Annotated in this window: 12 protein-coding genes and 1 tRNA gene; 10 read left to right on the top strand and 3 right to left on the bottom strand. The window is 40.9% G+C overall.

Going from position 1 to position 14,064, the window contains the following annotated elements; genetic code table 11:
• Positions 1-106 precede the first annotated feature (106 nt).
• Entirely contained in the window at positions 107-601 is a 495-nt protein-coding gene (locus tag CSC79_RS14820; protein ID WP_099296528.1) for a TlpA disulfide reductase family protein, read from the bottom strand.
• Between the two features lie 117 nt (positions 602-718).
• Here CSC79_RS14820 and CSC79_RS14815 point away from each other — a divergent pair, with 117 nt between their 5' ends.
• Positions 719-1,246, top strand: a complete 528-nt coding sequence (locus CSC79_RS14815; protein ID WP_099296527.1) for a peroxiredoxin-like family protein — start codon at positions 719-721, stop codon at positions 1,244-1,246.
• Positions 1,247-1,473: 227 nt separating this feature from the next.
• Positions 1,474-1,920, top strand: a complete 447-nt coding sequence (locus tag CSC79_RS14810) for an Hsp20 family protein (protein ID WP_099296526.1) — start codon at positions 1,474-1,476, stop codon at positions 1,918-1,920.
• 99 nt (positions 1,921-2,019) lie between these two features.
• Here CSC79_RS14810 and CSC79_RS14805 read toward each other — a convergent pair whose 3' ends face one another.
• On the bottom strand, positions 2,020-3,573 hold the full coding sequence (locus tag CSC79_RS14805; RefSeq protein ID WP_099296525.1) for a cryptochrome/photolyase family protein: 1,554 nt from the start codon (positions 3,571-3,573) through the stop codon (positions 2,020-2,022).
• A gap of 102 nt (positions 3,574-3,675) precedes the next feature.
• Positions 3,676-4,149 (bottom strand): globin, encoded by a 474-nt coding sequence (locus tag CSC79_RS14800; protein ID WP_099296524.1) that lies wholly within the window; start codon positions 4,147-4,149, stop codon positions 3,676-3,678.
• Positions 4,150-4,555: 406 nt separating this feature from the next.
• Between CSC79_RS14800 and CSC79_RS14795 the strand changes: the two genes are divergently transcribed.
• The 8 genes from CSC79_RS14795 (at position 4,556) to pnp (ending at position 13,939) form a co-directional block, all read left to right on the top strand.
• Positions 4,556-4,632 (top strand) — tRNA-Met (locus CSC79_RS14795).
• A gap of 328 nt (positions 4,633-4,960) precedes the next feature.
• Positions 4,961-5,416 carry a ribosome maturation factor RimP gene (gene rimP, locus CSC79_RS14790; protein ID WP_099296523.1) on the top strand — a complete coding sequence of 152 codons (456 nt, stop codon included), beginning with the start codon at positions 4,961-4,963 and terminating at the stop codon, positions 5,414-5,416.
• A 38-nt stretch (positions 5,417-5,454) separates the two neighbouring features.
• Positions 5,455-6,954 (top strand): transcription termination factor NusA, encoded by a 1,500-nt coding sequence (nusA, locus tag CSC79_RS14785; RefSeq protein ID WP_099296522.1) that lies wholly within the window; start codon positions 5,455-5,457, stop codon positions 6,952-6,954.
• Positions 6,955-6,979: 25 nt separating this feature from the next.
• Positions 6,980-9,637 carry a translation initiation factor IF-2 gene (gene infB, locus CSC79_RS14780; protein ID WP_099296521.1) on the top strand — a complete coding sequence of 886 codons (2,658 nt, stop codon included), beginning with the start codon at positions 6,980-6,982 and terminating at the stop codon, positions 9,635-9,637.
• A gap of 110 nt (positions 9,638-9,747) precedes the next feature.
• Positions 9,748-10,155, top strand: coding sequence for a 30S ribosome-binding factor RbfA (rbfA, locus tag CSC79_RS14775; RefSeq protein ID WP_087530718.1), 408 nt, complete (start codon positions 9,748-9,750; stop codon positions 10,153-10,155).
• Positions 10,155-11,105, top strand: coding sequence for a tRNA pseudouridine(55) synthase TruB (truB, locus tag CSC79_RS14770; RefSeq protein WP_099296520.1), 951 nt, complete (start codon positions 10,155-10,157; stop codon positions 11,103-11,105). The genes rbfA and truB overlap by 1 nt, the downstream gene beginning before the upstream one ends.
• A gap of 107 nt (positions 11,106-11,212) precedes the next feature.
• Positions 11,213-11,482, top strand: a complete 270-nt coding sequence (gene rpsO / locus CSC79_RS14765) for a 30S ribosomal protein S15 (RefSeq protein WP_016707659.1) — start codon at positions 11,213-11,215, stop codon at positions 11,480-11,482.
• 330 nt (positions 11,483-11,812) lie between these two features.
• Entirely contained in the window at positions 11,813-13,939 is a 2,127-nt protein-coding gene (pnp, locus tag CSC79_RS14760) for a polyribonucleotide nucleotidyltransferase (RefSeq protein ID WP_099296519.1), read from the top strand.
• Positions 13,940-14,064 lie beyond the last annotated feature (125 nt).

Here is a 14,064-nt window from a genome sequence, read left to right as displayed (position 1 = left end):
TGGTTGTGAACGAATGTGACTGCCACGTATCATAGAGAGAAACAACGTAAAAATACTTAGTAAACTGTAAGTACTTGTAGGCTAAGTGTTGCAAATTATTACACAGTTACAAAGCCCTTAATGTAATACCTAATTGGCTTGAATAACCCATAGAACGCGCACTGATCTGAAGTTGCTCATTGATAATGTAATAGGTAGGAAAAGCGGATACTTTATAGTTAGCTTGAGTTTGCTCATTTCCAAGCAGTATTGGCATTGTCAGCGCTAAATCACTGACAAACTCTTCTACTTGCATTGTACTTTTATAATCCAGTGCAATACCAATCGCATTAATGTCACTGCCTTTTATGGCGGCTTCTAAATTTGGCATGCTGTATTTGCAAACCGTGCACCAGGGGGCGAAAAAGTAAATAACAGTCGTTTTTCCTTTAAGCTCAGCGATACTCAAACGTTTATCGATATTATTAAGCAATGCCAAGCTAAAGTAGGGAGCTGGGCTGTTATTTGTCTTTAGTAGATTACGCTCTTGAAACGCGCTAACCAGAAAAAAGATTATTGCTGCCAAAGCTATGTTTATCAGTGTACTGCGAATGAGTTTCAAGCATATCTCCAAACTGAGTGACATTCTTGTGGTTGAATTATTAAGTTTAACCCTAAGTTATTTTAATGAAAACCATGAAGATGTTTAGGTTTACACTTTACAAAGGAGATCATGATTATGAACAAGATTACAGCACCCGCAGACATAATGCCTACATTGACGGCAAATGATGTTGATGGCAAATCTCTTGATATAACCGAGCGACAAACTGAGTTACCTTGGAAGATGATAGTTATTTACCGTGGTAAGCATTGCCCGCTATGCACTAAGCAATTAAACGCTCTGGCTAAGATAAAAGATGACTACACTGAGGCTGGTATCGAGGTTGCCGCTGTCAGTGCTGATAGCCAAGAGCAGTTGAACGGACATTTGAAGGACTTAGAGGTTAATTTCCCGCTTTATTCTGGCTTAACACTCGAGCAAATGACTGATTTAGGCGTTTATATTAGTGAGCCGCGTAATAAAAATGAGACCGATCATCCATTTGCAGAGCCTGCGATATTTGTACTTAATGAAGATAATCAAATTCAGATCACTGATAAATCTAACGCGCCATTTTCGCGCCCTGATCTAAATGCGCTACTCTCAGGTATTAAGTTTATTCGTGAAAACGATTACCCAATTCGTGGCACATTTGCACCATAATTTAGAGGAGTGGGGCATACAAAGAGTATGTCCCTCATTATTTTTTAAACTTTTTTATTTTTTTACTTGAAAACAATTTTGCCGTCCATATATAGTTTAGTGAGGACGCCTGATGGGTCCCAAATCAAACAGAAGTAATTGAAATTTATATTATTAATTAAACTTTGCCTGCGCTTGTTCAAACGAAAAGCACATGCAAAATATCGCTTAAATATGAGGATATTATTATGCGTACAGTAGATTTATCACCACTTTATCGTTCATTCATTGGCTTCGATCACTTAGCATCTTTAATGGATGCCGCGGCTCGCACAGACAAGCAGCCAAGTTTTCCTCCGTACAATATCGAAGCGCTCGATAAAGACAAATACCGTATCACTATGGCTGTAGCCGGTTTTAGTGACAATGAGCTGACCATTGAGTCAGAAAACAACACCTTAAAAGTTGCAGGTTTAAAAGCCGAAAAAGGTGAATCTGATGAGCGTAAGTTTATTCATCAGGGTATCGCCGAACGTAACTTTGAGCGTAAATTTCAGCTAGGCGACCATGTTAAAGTACTTGGCGCAGATTTAGCTAACGGCTTACTGAGTATTGACTTAGAACGTGAAATACCAGAAGCATTAAAGCCACGCAAAATTGAAATTGGCAGTGGTAACTTGCTAGAAGGGAAATAACCAACCCTTAAACATTATTTCCCCTAATTAACTTGTTATTTTTAGTAGCCGCCTCATTTGAGGCGGCTTTTTTGTTACTGGTTCAGTAATAAATATTGTCTATAAGCTTTCAATATTATCTATACACCATTTAGCTCTGTCTAGGGTGGCTTGGCGTTGTTCTGGAGCTTGCTTCTGCCAATTTTTATACACCATACCGATACGCGGGTTTCGAGATAATCTTTCTTCATGCTTATCCATAAAGTGCCAATACAAGCTATTGAAAGGACATGCAGAATCTTCAGTTTTTTCCTTTACGTTATAATGACAATCTTTGCAGTAATCGCTCATTTTATTTATGTAATTTCCACTTGCCGCATACGGCTTAGTTGCAATAAGCCCTCCATCGGCAAACTGACTCATACCGCGTGTGTTAGGCATTTCTACCCATTCAATGGCATCGATATAAATACCCAGATACCAACTATCTACTTGGGCAGGGTCCATCTCAGTTAATAAACAAAAATTACCGGTTATCATTAAGCGTTGAATATGATGCGCGTATGCCGTGTCTAAACTTTGGCTAATTGCATGTTTCATACAGTTCATATTAGTTTTTCCATGCCAAAAATAATCAGGCAAAGAACGACTAGCGTTTAATTCATTTTTAACTGCGTAGTCGGGCATGTTTTGCCAGTAAACGCCACGTACATACTCACGCCATCCCAGAATTTGCCGAATAAATCCTTCAACTTGTGCTAGGTTGATATCGTTAGGTCGCGATTCAAACTCTTTAAGAACTTGGTTTATGACTTGCATCGGGTGGATCATTTTAGTGTTTAGCGCAAAAGAAATGCGGCTATGGTATAGGCTCCATTGTTCAGAGCTATTACAGGTCATTGAATCTTGGAACTGGCCAAATAAAGGAAGTAAATATGCGCAAAAGTAATCAAGTAATTGTTTTGCCTGATTACGACTGGTAGGCCAAAGTAAAGTATCAGAGCAGTGGCCAAATGTTTTCACATCATGGCTTTCAATACGTGTCACAATATTTCGGATAGAGTTTTGAAATACCTTTGCTTGGGGTATTTTCTCCAAATCAGCTTTTTTAAGCTTATTACGGTTAGCTTGGTCGTAATTCCATTGGCCGCCTTTAGGCGAGTCACCTTCCATTAAGATATCAAAACGCTTTCGCATCATCCGATAAAAAAACTCCATTTTGATATGTTTGTCTTTTTTAAAATGCTTAGGTATATCTTTAAATGGTAATAAAAAGTGCTCTGTGTCGGTGCCTTTCACCTTTATTGTGCTATTTTGTTTAAGATTATCCATTTGCTTTTGCAAGCGGTATTCATCCGGGTATTGGTATTCAATTTTATTGCAATGGTAACGTTGTGCTAACCGCTCTAAAAGATCGTAAAGCGTTTTGTCATTTTGTGTGTCATCTAAAGTTAGGTGAAGTACGTTTAATTTTGCGCTTTTCAACGCATTGGCAAAATTTTCCATGGCACTAAAAAAAGCAACGACTTTTTGAATATGATGTTTAACATAGCCTGTTTCTTGCTTTAATTCGGCAATAACATAAAGGATGTCATCCTGTTGCTGCTCTTTATACCAGCTATGGTTAGGGTTAAGTTGATCGCCAAAAATAAATCGAAGAGTTTTGTATTTCATAGAATATGCCAGACTAATTTATTGTTCATGGATTTATAGTGTATAGCTGCTTTACGAAGACAAAGAGTCATGCGATCGGATTTTTTATGACGGTATTGTAGGCTATGACTCAATATTGACTTGTTGTTTATTCATGAAATCACTGAGTTTTAATACGTTGCTAGTATTAAATAAATAACCTGTGACAATACTTTTGAATATATTAATTGCGTGCTGCCAAATGCTTTCTAACTTAGGTGGATAACAGCCTTTTAGATGAATTTTTAAAGTCGCTAAGAATGAGTTGCATAGAATATCTGTGTCTTGGTGGCTCATGCCCATATTACTTAAGTTTTTAGCATAATGTTCTATAAAAGGAGTAACTGTTCTTAGATTATCCAAGTGCATAACGATACGTTCAAGGACACAATAAAGGATATAGGTTTTTTCATTTATTTTACTGTTTGATAAACAAAGCATATCAAGAGGTTCTCTTTTTACATGCATTTGAAACGTATATGAAAAGCAGTGGAAGTTGGGTTTAACAACGTGAAGACTATTCAGTAATAGTTGTTTTTCAAGCGTACTAATTCCCATAAATCCCCCCGAATTATGCCCAATATATTTTTTAAGTATAGGCAATAGAAACCATTATAGGTAAGTAAATAGTAACTTATATTTGGTTATTCATAGCGTGTCTCAGTCAAATTGAGCTCTAAAGATGGTTATATCTACTCACCATGTAAACGCAACTAATAATATATTTATTGAGTCTAGCCGCTTTTGCTATTAATCAAGTCATAGGTGGTGGTGCCACCACTTAAATTTGCCATTAACAACTCCGTGTTTGTTTCTAACGCCTACCCTTAAATATCGCATATTTACAGTGTAATTCTTTATCTGTTTTTTGGTTGCTAATTATGCCAAGAGCCTTTATAATAGCCGCATTGTTTAGCTTAGAGTGATAAAGCTAAATAGTTGCTTAGTGATAAGTAACAGTTGGCGCGGGATGGAGCAGCCTGGTAGCTCGTCGGGCTCATAACCCGAAGGTCGTCGGTTCAAATCCGGCTCCCGCAACCAATTTAAATTGGATTAAGAAAAGAAGCGACTTGCATTAGCGATTGTTTTATATTCTAAAGCCAATATATAGATGGCCGTTAAGTCTGTTATTTATATGAAGTCGCGCATTCTATGTAATGCGCGTTTTGCGTTTAAGCTATTGAGCTTATTTAGGTGGCATTGCTACCCGCAACCAAGCTTGGCCCATGGCCACACAGTTTTATGCTTTAGGTGTGACGCCCCGCTTGGTTCGGGGCGTTGTTGTATCTGCACCACTTGGTTTTAACCAAAAAATAAGCTACGTATTTTAGGGCTATAAGCCCTTTTTTTGTTTGTATGGAGGATTTTCGTGACAAAACTTGAGCAAGATTTACTAACCATGCTTTCACCGTCTGTTGAAATGTTAGGCTTTGAACTACATGGTCTTGAGTTTGTACAAGCAGGTCGCCATTCTACGCTTAGGGTTTATATTGACCATGAAGCGGGGATTTCGGTTGATAACTGTGCTGATGCTAGTCGTCAAATAAGCGCAATTTTAGATGTCGAAGACCCGATTACAAATGAATATGATTTGGAAGTATCGTCTCCTGGTGTTGATCGTCCATTATTCAAACAAGATCACTACGAGAAGGCGCAAGGAGAGGAAGTACGCGTGCGTACTAAGCTTCCACAAGATGGTCGTCGTAACTTTAAAGGCGACTTAGTATCAGTTAGCAGTGATATGATCACACTATCTATTGATGGTGCTGAAAATATGATCATGCTTAGCAACATTGAACGTGCGAACATAATCGCAAAGTTTTAGTTCGAGTGCGAAGGAATAGGGCAAGCGAGGCATTACCCATGGCAAAAGAGATATTATTGGTTGCTGAAGCCGTTTCCAATGAGAAAGCGGTACCAAAAGAAAAGATTTTCGAAGCGCTAGAGTTCGCATTAGCGACTGCGACCAAGAAAAAACACACAGGCGAAATTGAAGTTCGTGTAGCAATTGACCGTAAAACTGGTGACTACGATACATTCCGTCGCTGGCAGATTGCACAAGTACTTGAAGATGGTTCATTAGAGAACCCATACAGCGAGATTACACTTGAAGCTGCACAAGTTGAAGATGAAAATCTACAACTTGGTGATTTTGTTGAAGAGCAAATCGAGTCAATTAAATTTGACCGTATTACAACACAAATGGCTAAGCAAGTTATCGTACAAAAAGTACGTGAAGCTGAGCGTGCTTTAGTTGTCGATGCATACAAAGATCAGCAAGGCGAGCTTGTAACAGGTGTTGTTAAAAAAGCAACACGTGATGCTATCGTGCTTGACTTAGGTAACAATGCTGAAGCGGTTATTTACCGTGACGACATGCTACCGCGTGAAAACTTCCGTCCAGGCGACCGTATCCGTGGTCTACTTTACGAAGTAAAACCAGAAGCTCGTGGCGCGCAGTTATTTGTAACGCGTTCTAAGCCAGAAATGCTAATGGAACTGTTCCGCATTGAGGTGCCAGAGATTGGCGAAGAGATGATCGAATTACGTGCGGCAGCTCGTGATCCAGGTTCTCGTGCTAAAATCGCAGTTAAATCTAACGACAAGCGTATTGACCCAGTCGGCGCCTGCGTAGGTATGCGTGGTGCACGTGTGCAAGCGGTTTCAACTGAATTAGGTGGTGAGCGTGTTGATATCGTTCTTTACGATGACAACCCAGCGCAATTTGTTATCAATGCTATGTCTCCTGCAGAAGTGGCGTCTATCGTAATGGATGAAGACACGCACTCAATGGATATCGCTGTTGAGGCAGATAACCTTGCACAAGCAATTGGTCGTAATGGTCAAAATGTACGTCTTGCTAGCCAGTTAACTGGTTGGGAATTAAACGTAATGACTGTCGAAGACATGCGTCAAAAGAACGAAGCTGAATCAGATAAGTTAATTAACTTATTCACTGAAAACTTAGATATTGATGATGACTTTGCAACGTTGCTTATTAACGAAGGCTTCTCAACACTTGAAGAAGTGGCTTATGTGCCAGCGTCAGAGTTTTTAGAAATTGACGGCCTAGATGAAGATACGGTTGACGTGTTACGTTCACGTGCAAAAGATGCACTAACAACTAAAGCATTAAAAACTGAAGAAAGCCTAGAAGGTGCTGAGCCTGCTGAAGACTTATTAGCATTAGAAGGGTTAGAGCGTCACCTTGCATTTGTAATGGCAAGTAAAGGTGTAGTAACGCTTGAAGATTTGGCTGAACAGGGTATCGACGAGTTAGTTGATATTACTGAGCTGTCACCTGAACAAGCAGGTGAGCTGATAATGGCTGCGCGTAACATTTGTTGGTTCGCAGACGAGTAATTTATTAACGGAGGTATTAGAAACTATGGCAGAAGTAAATGTTGAAAAACTAGCCGGGGATATTGGTACAACTGTTGATAAATTGCTACAGCAGTTTTCACAAGCCGGTATAGATAAAAAAGCGGGTGAGAATGTAACTGAAGCAGAAAAAGCAAAGTTACTTGACCACTTGAGCAAGTCACATGGTGGCACGGGCTCTGAAGGCCCAGCTCGCATGACATTGCAACGTAAAAGCAAAAGCACACTAAGTGTGACAGGCTCTACGGGTCAAGCAAAGTCAGTGCAAGTAGAAGTGCGCAAAACACGCACTTATGTTAAGAAAAGCGCTATTGAGCAAGAGCAAGAGCAAGCACGTATTGCCGCTGAAGAAGCTGCACGTCGTGAAGCTGAGCAAAAAGCTGCTCAAGAGGCTGCTGAACTTAAAGCGAAACAAGATGCAGAGCGTAAAGCCAAAGAAGAGGCTGATCGTAAAGCAAAAGAGGAAGCTAAACGTAAAGCAGATGCTGAACGTGTAGCAAAACAGAAGCAGATGACCCCTGAGCAAAGTGCTAAGTCTGAGAAAGATCGCATCGAAGCTGAGCGTCTGCAAAAAGAAGCAGAAGAGGCCGCATTGAAGAAAGCTGAAGAAGAAGCGAAACGTCAAGCAGAAGAAGCAAGAAAGCTAGCTGAAGAGAACTCAGCTCGTTGGAAGAAAGAAGAAGAAGAACGTAAGAAACGCGAAGAAACCGCAGATCACCACCTTACGACTTCTACTTACGCACGTGAAGCAGAAGATGTTGCTGATGCGCGTGATGAGCAAGGTTCACGCCGTGCGAAGAAAAAGAAAAAAGCCCCAGCAAAAGATAAGTTTGCAGGCAAAGGCCGAAACAAAGGCAAGCTAAAAGCACCAACGTCATTACAGCATGGTTTCCAAAAACCTACCGCTGACGTTAAAAATGAAGTGCGTATTAGCGAAACAATTACAGTAGCTGAGCTTGCATCACGCATGGCAGTTAAAGGCGCTGAAGTTGTTAAAACCATGATGAAAATGGGTGACATGGTTACTATTAACCAAGTTATTGACCAAGAAACTGCGCAGCTTGTAGCAGAAGAAATGGGCCATAAAGTTATCATCGTTAAAGAAAACGAATTAGAGCAAACAGTACTCAATGACCGTCATGAAGATGGCAAGTCAGAGCCGCGTGCGCCAGTTGTTACTGTAATGGGTCACGTTGACCATGGTAAAACATCAACACTTGATTACATTCGCTCTGCGAAGGTTGCATCAGGCGAAGCGGGTGGTATCACGCAGCACATTGGTGCTTACCACGTTGAAACTAACGGCAACATGATTACTTTCCTAGATACTCCAGGACATGCCGCGTTTACATCAATGCGTGCACGTGGTGCTAAAGCGACTGATATCGTAATCCTAGTGGTTGCAGCAGATGATGGTGTAATGCCACAAACTAAAGAAGCGGTACAGCATGCTCGTGCAGCTGGCGTTCCTTTAATTATCGCTGTAAACAAAATGGATAAAGAAGGCGCGGATCCAGATCGCGTTAAGAACGAGCTAGCACAGCTAGACGTTATCCCAGAAGATTGGGGCGGTGATACGCAGTACGTTCATATTTCAGCTAAAACTGGTTTAGGTATTGATGACCTATTAGAAGCGGTTCTTATGCAATCAGAGCTTCTAGAGCTATCTGCACCAAGCGAAGGCATGGCAGCAGGTGTTGTAATTGAATCTCGTCTTGATAAAGGCCGTGGTCCAGTTGCATCTATCCTTGTTCAGTCAGGTACGCTTAACCAAGGTGATATCGTACTATGTGGCCTTGAATACGGCCGTGTTCGCGCAATGAAAGACGAAAACGGTAAAGACATTCGTTCTGCTGGTCCATCGATTCCTGTAGAAATTTTAGGTCTTTCTGGTATCCCAGCAGCAGGTGATGAAGCCACTGTTGTTAAAGATGAGCGTAAAGCGCGTGAAGTTGCTCTTTATCGTCAAGGTAAATTCCGTGACGTTAAATTGGCTCGTCAACAAAAAGCGAAACTTGAAAACATGTTTACTAACATGGCTGAAGGCGATGTATCAGAAGTTAACGTGGTACTTAAAGCAGACGTTCAAGGTTCGATTGAAGCAATTTCAGATTCACTAACCAAGCTTTCTACTGATGAAGTAAAAGTGAAGATTGTGGGTTCTGGCGTAGGTGGTATCACTGAAACTGATGCTACACTTGCTGCAGCTTCAAACGCAATCGTCGTTGGCTTTAACGTTCGTGCTGATGCATCAGCGCGTAAAGTGATTGATACTGAAAACCTAGATCTTCGTTATTACAGCGTAATCTATGCATTAATCGAAGAAGTTAAGCAAGCCATGTCTGGTATGCTTGCTCCTGAGTTTAAGCAAGAGATTATTGGTCTTGCTGAAGTACGTGACGTATTTAAGTCTCCAAAAATTGGCGCAATTGCTGGTTGTATGGTTACTGAAGGTACTATTAAGCGCAGCGCACCAATTCGTGTATTACGTGAAAACGTGGTTATCTACGAAGGTGAACTTGAGTCACTTCGTCGCTTTAAAGACGATGTTCAAGATGTTCGTAATGGCATGGAATGTGGTATCGGCGTTAAGAACTACAATGACGTTCGCGTTGGTGACCAAATCGAAGTATTCGAAACAGTTGAAGTACAACGTTCACTTTAATTGTTAGCATATTAAGATAATAAATGGGGGCTCAGCCCCCATTTGTGTATCCATTATTAAATTAACTTATTTATATTTCTCAATAAGTTATAAAATTAGAGTAAAGAACAATGAGAGAATTTTCTCGCACTGATCGTGTTGCCCAGCAAATTCAAAAAGAAATTGCTGTTATATTACAACGCGAAATTAAAGATCCACGTTTAGGCATGGTGACTGTATCAGCCGTTGAAGTATCACGTGACTTATCTTACGCCAAAGTATTTATCACGGTATTTAATACTGAAGATGAGAACGCAGCTAAGCAAAGTGCCAAAGTACTTAACGAAGCAACGGGTTATATCCGTTCGCTATTGGGTAAGCGTATACGTGCTCGTATTATGCCTGAGCTTAAGTTTGTGGTTGATAACTCGCTAATGGAAGGGATGCGTATCTCTAACTTAGTTGACTCTGTGATCCGTGAAGATAATGCTAAACACGTAGATGATGAAAACGACAGCGAAGAAGGCACTAAAGACTAATGGCAAGACGCAGTAAGGGCCGTCCGATTGATGGCATTTTGTTGTTAAACAAACCACAAGGTATTTCATCGAACAGAGCCTTACAGCAAGCAAAAGGTATTTATTTTGCGCAAAAAGCTGGGCATACCGGGGCACTTGACCCTTTAGCCACAGGTATGTTGCCGATTTGCTTTGGTGAAGCAACTAAGTTTACCCAGTTTTTACTCGATACAGATAAAACCTATGTGGTTCGAGCAAAACTAGGTGAGCGTACCACAACGTCAGACTCTGATGGTGAAGTGGTAGAAACACGTGATGTTAACGTGACAAAAGAACTGCTCGAGCAAGAAATTGCCAAATTCTTAGGTGAGTCAGATCAATACCCATCAATGTACTCAGCGTTAAAATATGAAGGTAAACCTTTATATAAATACGCACGCGAGGGTATTGAAGTACCGCGCAAGTGTAGAAAAATCAATGTATTTAGTTTAACGCTTGATGAGTTTGATGAAGCGAACAACGAAGTACAAATGACTGCCCATGTATCAAAGGGTACCTACATCCGCACAATTGTTGATGACTTAGGTGAAAACCTGGGCTGTGGCGCCCATGTGATTATGTTACATCGCTCAGCTGTTGGGCATTACCCCGCGGATAAGATGGTCTCGCTTGAACAGCTTGAAGCATTGCTAGCAAAAGCCAAGGCTGAAGAGCTTGCACCTTCGCAATACCTTGATGAGCTGCTATTACCTATGGATACAGCATTGGTTGATTTACCAGTTGTTGAGATAACTAAAGAGCAAGGCGTGTCATTTAGTCATGGTCAGGCTGTTGTGTTGGGTAAAATCTTACCTGAAGGGCCAATAAAAGTGCTGGCAGATGGCGTGTTTATTGGCACCGGAGAGCGTAACCCAGATGGGCATTTGAAGTCCAAACGCGGTTTATCTAATCAACAAGAGTCGACAGACTAAGTTTATCTTGTAGTTATAACCAAAACTGGTAGAATACGCCCGCTTAATCGTTTTGGCTGAATTAGTGATCGGCTGAAGCACCTTTTACATTTATTTTTGGAGTTACTATGTCACTAAGCAATCAAGAAAAAATCGATATCATCGCAAAATTCGCACGTGCAGAAGGCGACACTGGTTCACCTGAAGTACAAGTTGCACTTTTAACTTTTGATATCAACAAGCTTCAAGGTCACTTTGCTGATCACAAGCATGACTTCCACTCTCGTCGTGGTCTGCTTCGTAAAGTAAGCACTCGTCGTAAACTGCTTGATTACCTTAAAGGTAAAGACATTGCACGTTATACTGCGTTAATCCAAGAGCTTGGCCTACGTCGCTAAGATCTAGATTACCTAAAAAGGAGCTTTCTGGCTCCTTTTTTTGTGCCTGAAAATCCGTAGAACAAAAATTAAACTGCTTGAAAAATCAATAAAAACCTCCATCAATAGTTACAGCTATATACTCAGCTAAAGTGCGTACTATAATCTGGTTGCTAGACTCGCATTTTTACGTGGCTTTGGTATATACTATGCGCGTAGATAAAAAGGTTTATCTACGGTTATTTACATCATTGCCAATTGTAGTACTTAATTGATTTCCAACTGAATACAATTATGTACTGTAATTGGTACTTTGATGGAACACTTATTTAGATTTAAAGGATATTTTAAGTGCAAGCAATTATTAAAGAATTTCAACTAGGTCAACACACAGTTACCCTAGAAACAGGTGCAATCGCACGTCAAGCAGACGGCGCAGTACTAGCAAGCATCGGCGACACGTCAGTATTAGTGACTGTTGTTGGTAAGCGTGAAGCACAACCAGGTCAAGACTTCTTCCCACTAACAGTTAACTACCAAGAGCGTATGTACGCTGCAGGTCGTATCCCAGGTGGTTTCTTAAAGCGTGAAGGTCGCCCTAACGATGGCGAAACACTTATTGCACGTCTTATTGACCGTCCAATTCGTCCACTTTTCCCAAATGGTTTCGTAAACGAAGTACAGGTTATTGCTACAGTTGTTTCTGTTAACCCTGAAATCCAACCTGATATGGTTGCGATGATTGGTACTTCAGCAGCACTTGCTATTTCTGGTATTCCGTTCAGCGGCCCAATCGGTGCAGCGCGCGTTGGTTATATCAATAACGAATACGTACTTAACCCAACACTAAAAGAGCTTGAAGAAAGCCAATTAGACTTAGTTGTTGCAGGTACTGATAACGCAGTACTTATGGTTGAATCAGAGGCAGACGTTCTTGCAGAAGACGTAATGCTTGGTGCGGTTGTGTATGGTCATGAGCAATCTCAAGCTATTATCAACGCAATCAACGAATTCAAAGCAGAAGCAGGCAAGCCTACATGGGATTGGACTGCACCTGAGAAAAATGTATCGCTTGAAGAGAAAGTAGCCTCTTTAGCGGCTGAAAAAGTAGGCGAAGCTTACCGCATCACTGATAAAGTAGCGCGTAAAGAAGCATTAACTGCAGCAAAAGACGCTGTTGTTGAAGCACTTACGAGCGAACTTGCTGAAGATGAAACGCTTGATAAGCAAGAAGTAGGTAAAGTATTCGGTTCTCTTGAGAAGAAAATCGTACGTGGCCGCATCACAGCGGGTGAAAAACGTATCGATGGTCGTGAACCAGATATGATCCGCGCACTTGACGTAATGACTGGCGTATTACCGCGTACTCACGGTTCTGCAATCTTTACCCGTGGTGAAACTCAAGCACTTGTAACTGCTACTCTTGGTACAGAACGTGATTCACAGTTAATCGACGATTTAACTGGCACGCATAAAAACCACTTTATGCTTAACTACAACTTCCCTCCGTTCTGTGTTGGTGAAACTGGTTTTGTAGGTTCTCCTAAGCGTCGTGAAATCGGTCACGGTAACTTAGCTAAGCGTGGTATCCAAGCTGTAATGCCAACACTGACTGAGTTCCCTTACTCAATCCGTGTTGTATCTGAAATCACTGAATCAAATGGTTCATCTTCAATGGCATCAGTATGTGGTACGTCATTAGCACTTATGAATGCAGGTGTACCAATTAAAGCATCTGTTGCTGGTATCGCGATGGGTCTAGTTAAAGAAGACGAGAAATTCGTTGTTCTTTCTGACATCTTAGGTGATGAAGATCACTTAGGTGACATGGACTTTAAAGTAGCCGGTACATCAAACGGTATTACTGCATTGCAAATGGATATCAAGATCGAAGGTATCACGCAAGAGATCATGCAAATTGCACTTAAGCAAGCAAAAGCGGCACGTTTACACATCCTAGGTGTGATGGATGAAGCAATTGCAGCACCATCTGAAGAGCTTTCTCAGTTTGCTCCACGTATCTATACGATGAAAATCCCTGCGAAGAAAATCGCTGAAGTTATCGGTAAAGGTGGCGCTACAATTCGTCAACTTACAGAAGAGACGGGTACAACGATTGAAATCGAAGATGACGGTACAATCAAAATTGCCGCTACAGATGGTGAAAGTGCAGCGAATGCAATTAGCCGTATTGAGCAATTAACAGCAGAACTAGAAGTAGGCACTATCTACCAAGGTAAAGTTGTACGTATCGTAGACTTTGGTGCATTTGTAAATATCTTACCAGGTAAAGATGGTCTTGTGCATATTTCGCAAATTAGCACTGAGCGCGTAAATAACGTTTCAGACCACCTTAGCGAAGGCCAAGAAGTAAAAGTAAAAGTACTAGAAGTAGACCGTCAAGGTCGCGTACGTTTAAGCATCAAAGAAGCAATGGAATCAGCAGCACCTGCAGCTGATGCACCAGCAGACGCTTAATTGTTGATATTTAGTCCAGTTAATTACTGGATTGCATAAAAAGGGGCTGTTTAGCCCCTTTTTTTATGCTTTAATGAAACCTCTTCTGATGCATCGTGTCTATATTGTTTACTTTTAAGGTATTA

The organism is Pseudoalteromonas sp. 3D05 (genome assembly GCF_002723455.1).
Taxonomy (GTDB): Bacteria; Pseudomonadota; Gammaproteobacteria; order Enterobacterales; family Alteromonadaceae; genus Pseudoalteromonas.
This window is presented reverse-complemented; position numbering and strand designations above follow the sequence as displayed.

Coding starts and splice junctions, on each gene's coding strand:
- CSC79_RS14805 (WP_099296525.1), bottom strand. CDS start 3,573: ATGAAATACAAAACTCTTCGATTTATTTTTGGCGATCAACTTAACCCT.
- CSC79_RS14815 (WP_099296527.1), top strand. CDS start 719: ATGAACAAGATTACAGCACCCGCAGACATAATGCCTACATTGACGGCA.
- nusA (WP_099296522.1), top strand. CDS start 5,455: ATGGCAAAAGAGATATTATTGGTTGCTGAAGCCGTTTCCAATGAGAAA.
- CSC79_RS14800 (WP_099296524.1), bottom strand. CDS start 4,149: ATGGGAATTAGTACGCTTGAAAAACAACTATTACTGAATAGTCTTCAC.
- CSC79_RS14810 (WP_099296526.1), top strand. CDS start 1,474: ATGCGTACAGTAGATTTATCACCACTTTATCGTTCATTCATTGGCTTC.
- rbfA (WP_087530718.1), top strand. CDS start 9,748: ATGAGAGAATTTTCTCGCACTGATCGTGTTGCCCAGCAAATTCAAAAA.
- infB (WP_099296521.1), top strand. CDS start 6,980: ATGGCAGAAGTAAATGTTGAAAAACTAGCCGGGGATATTGGTACAACT.
- truB (WP_099296520.1), top strand. CDS start 10,155: ATGGCAAGACGCAGTAAGGGCCGTCCGATTGATGGCATTTTGTTGTTA.
- rpsO (WP_016707659.1), top strand. CDS start 11,213: ATGTCACTAAGCAATCAAGAAAAAATCGATATCATCGCAAAATTCGCA.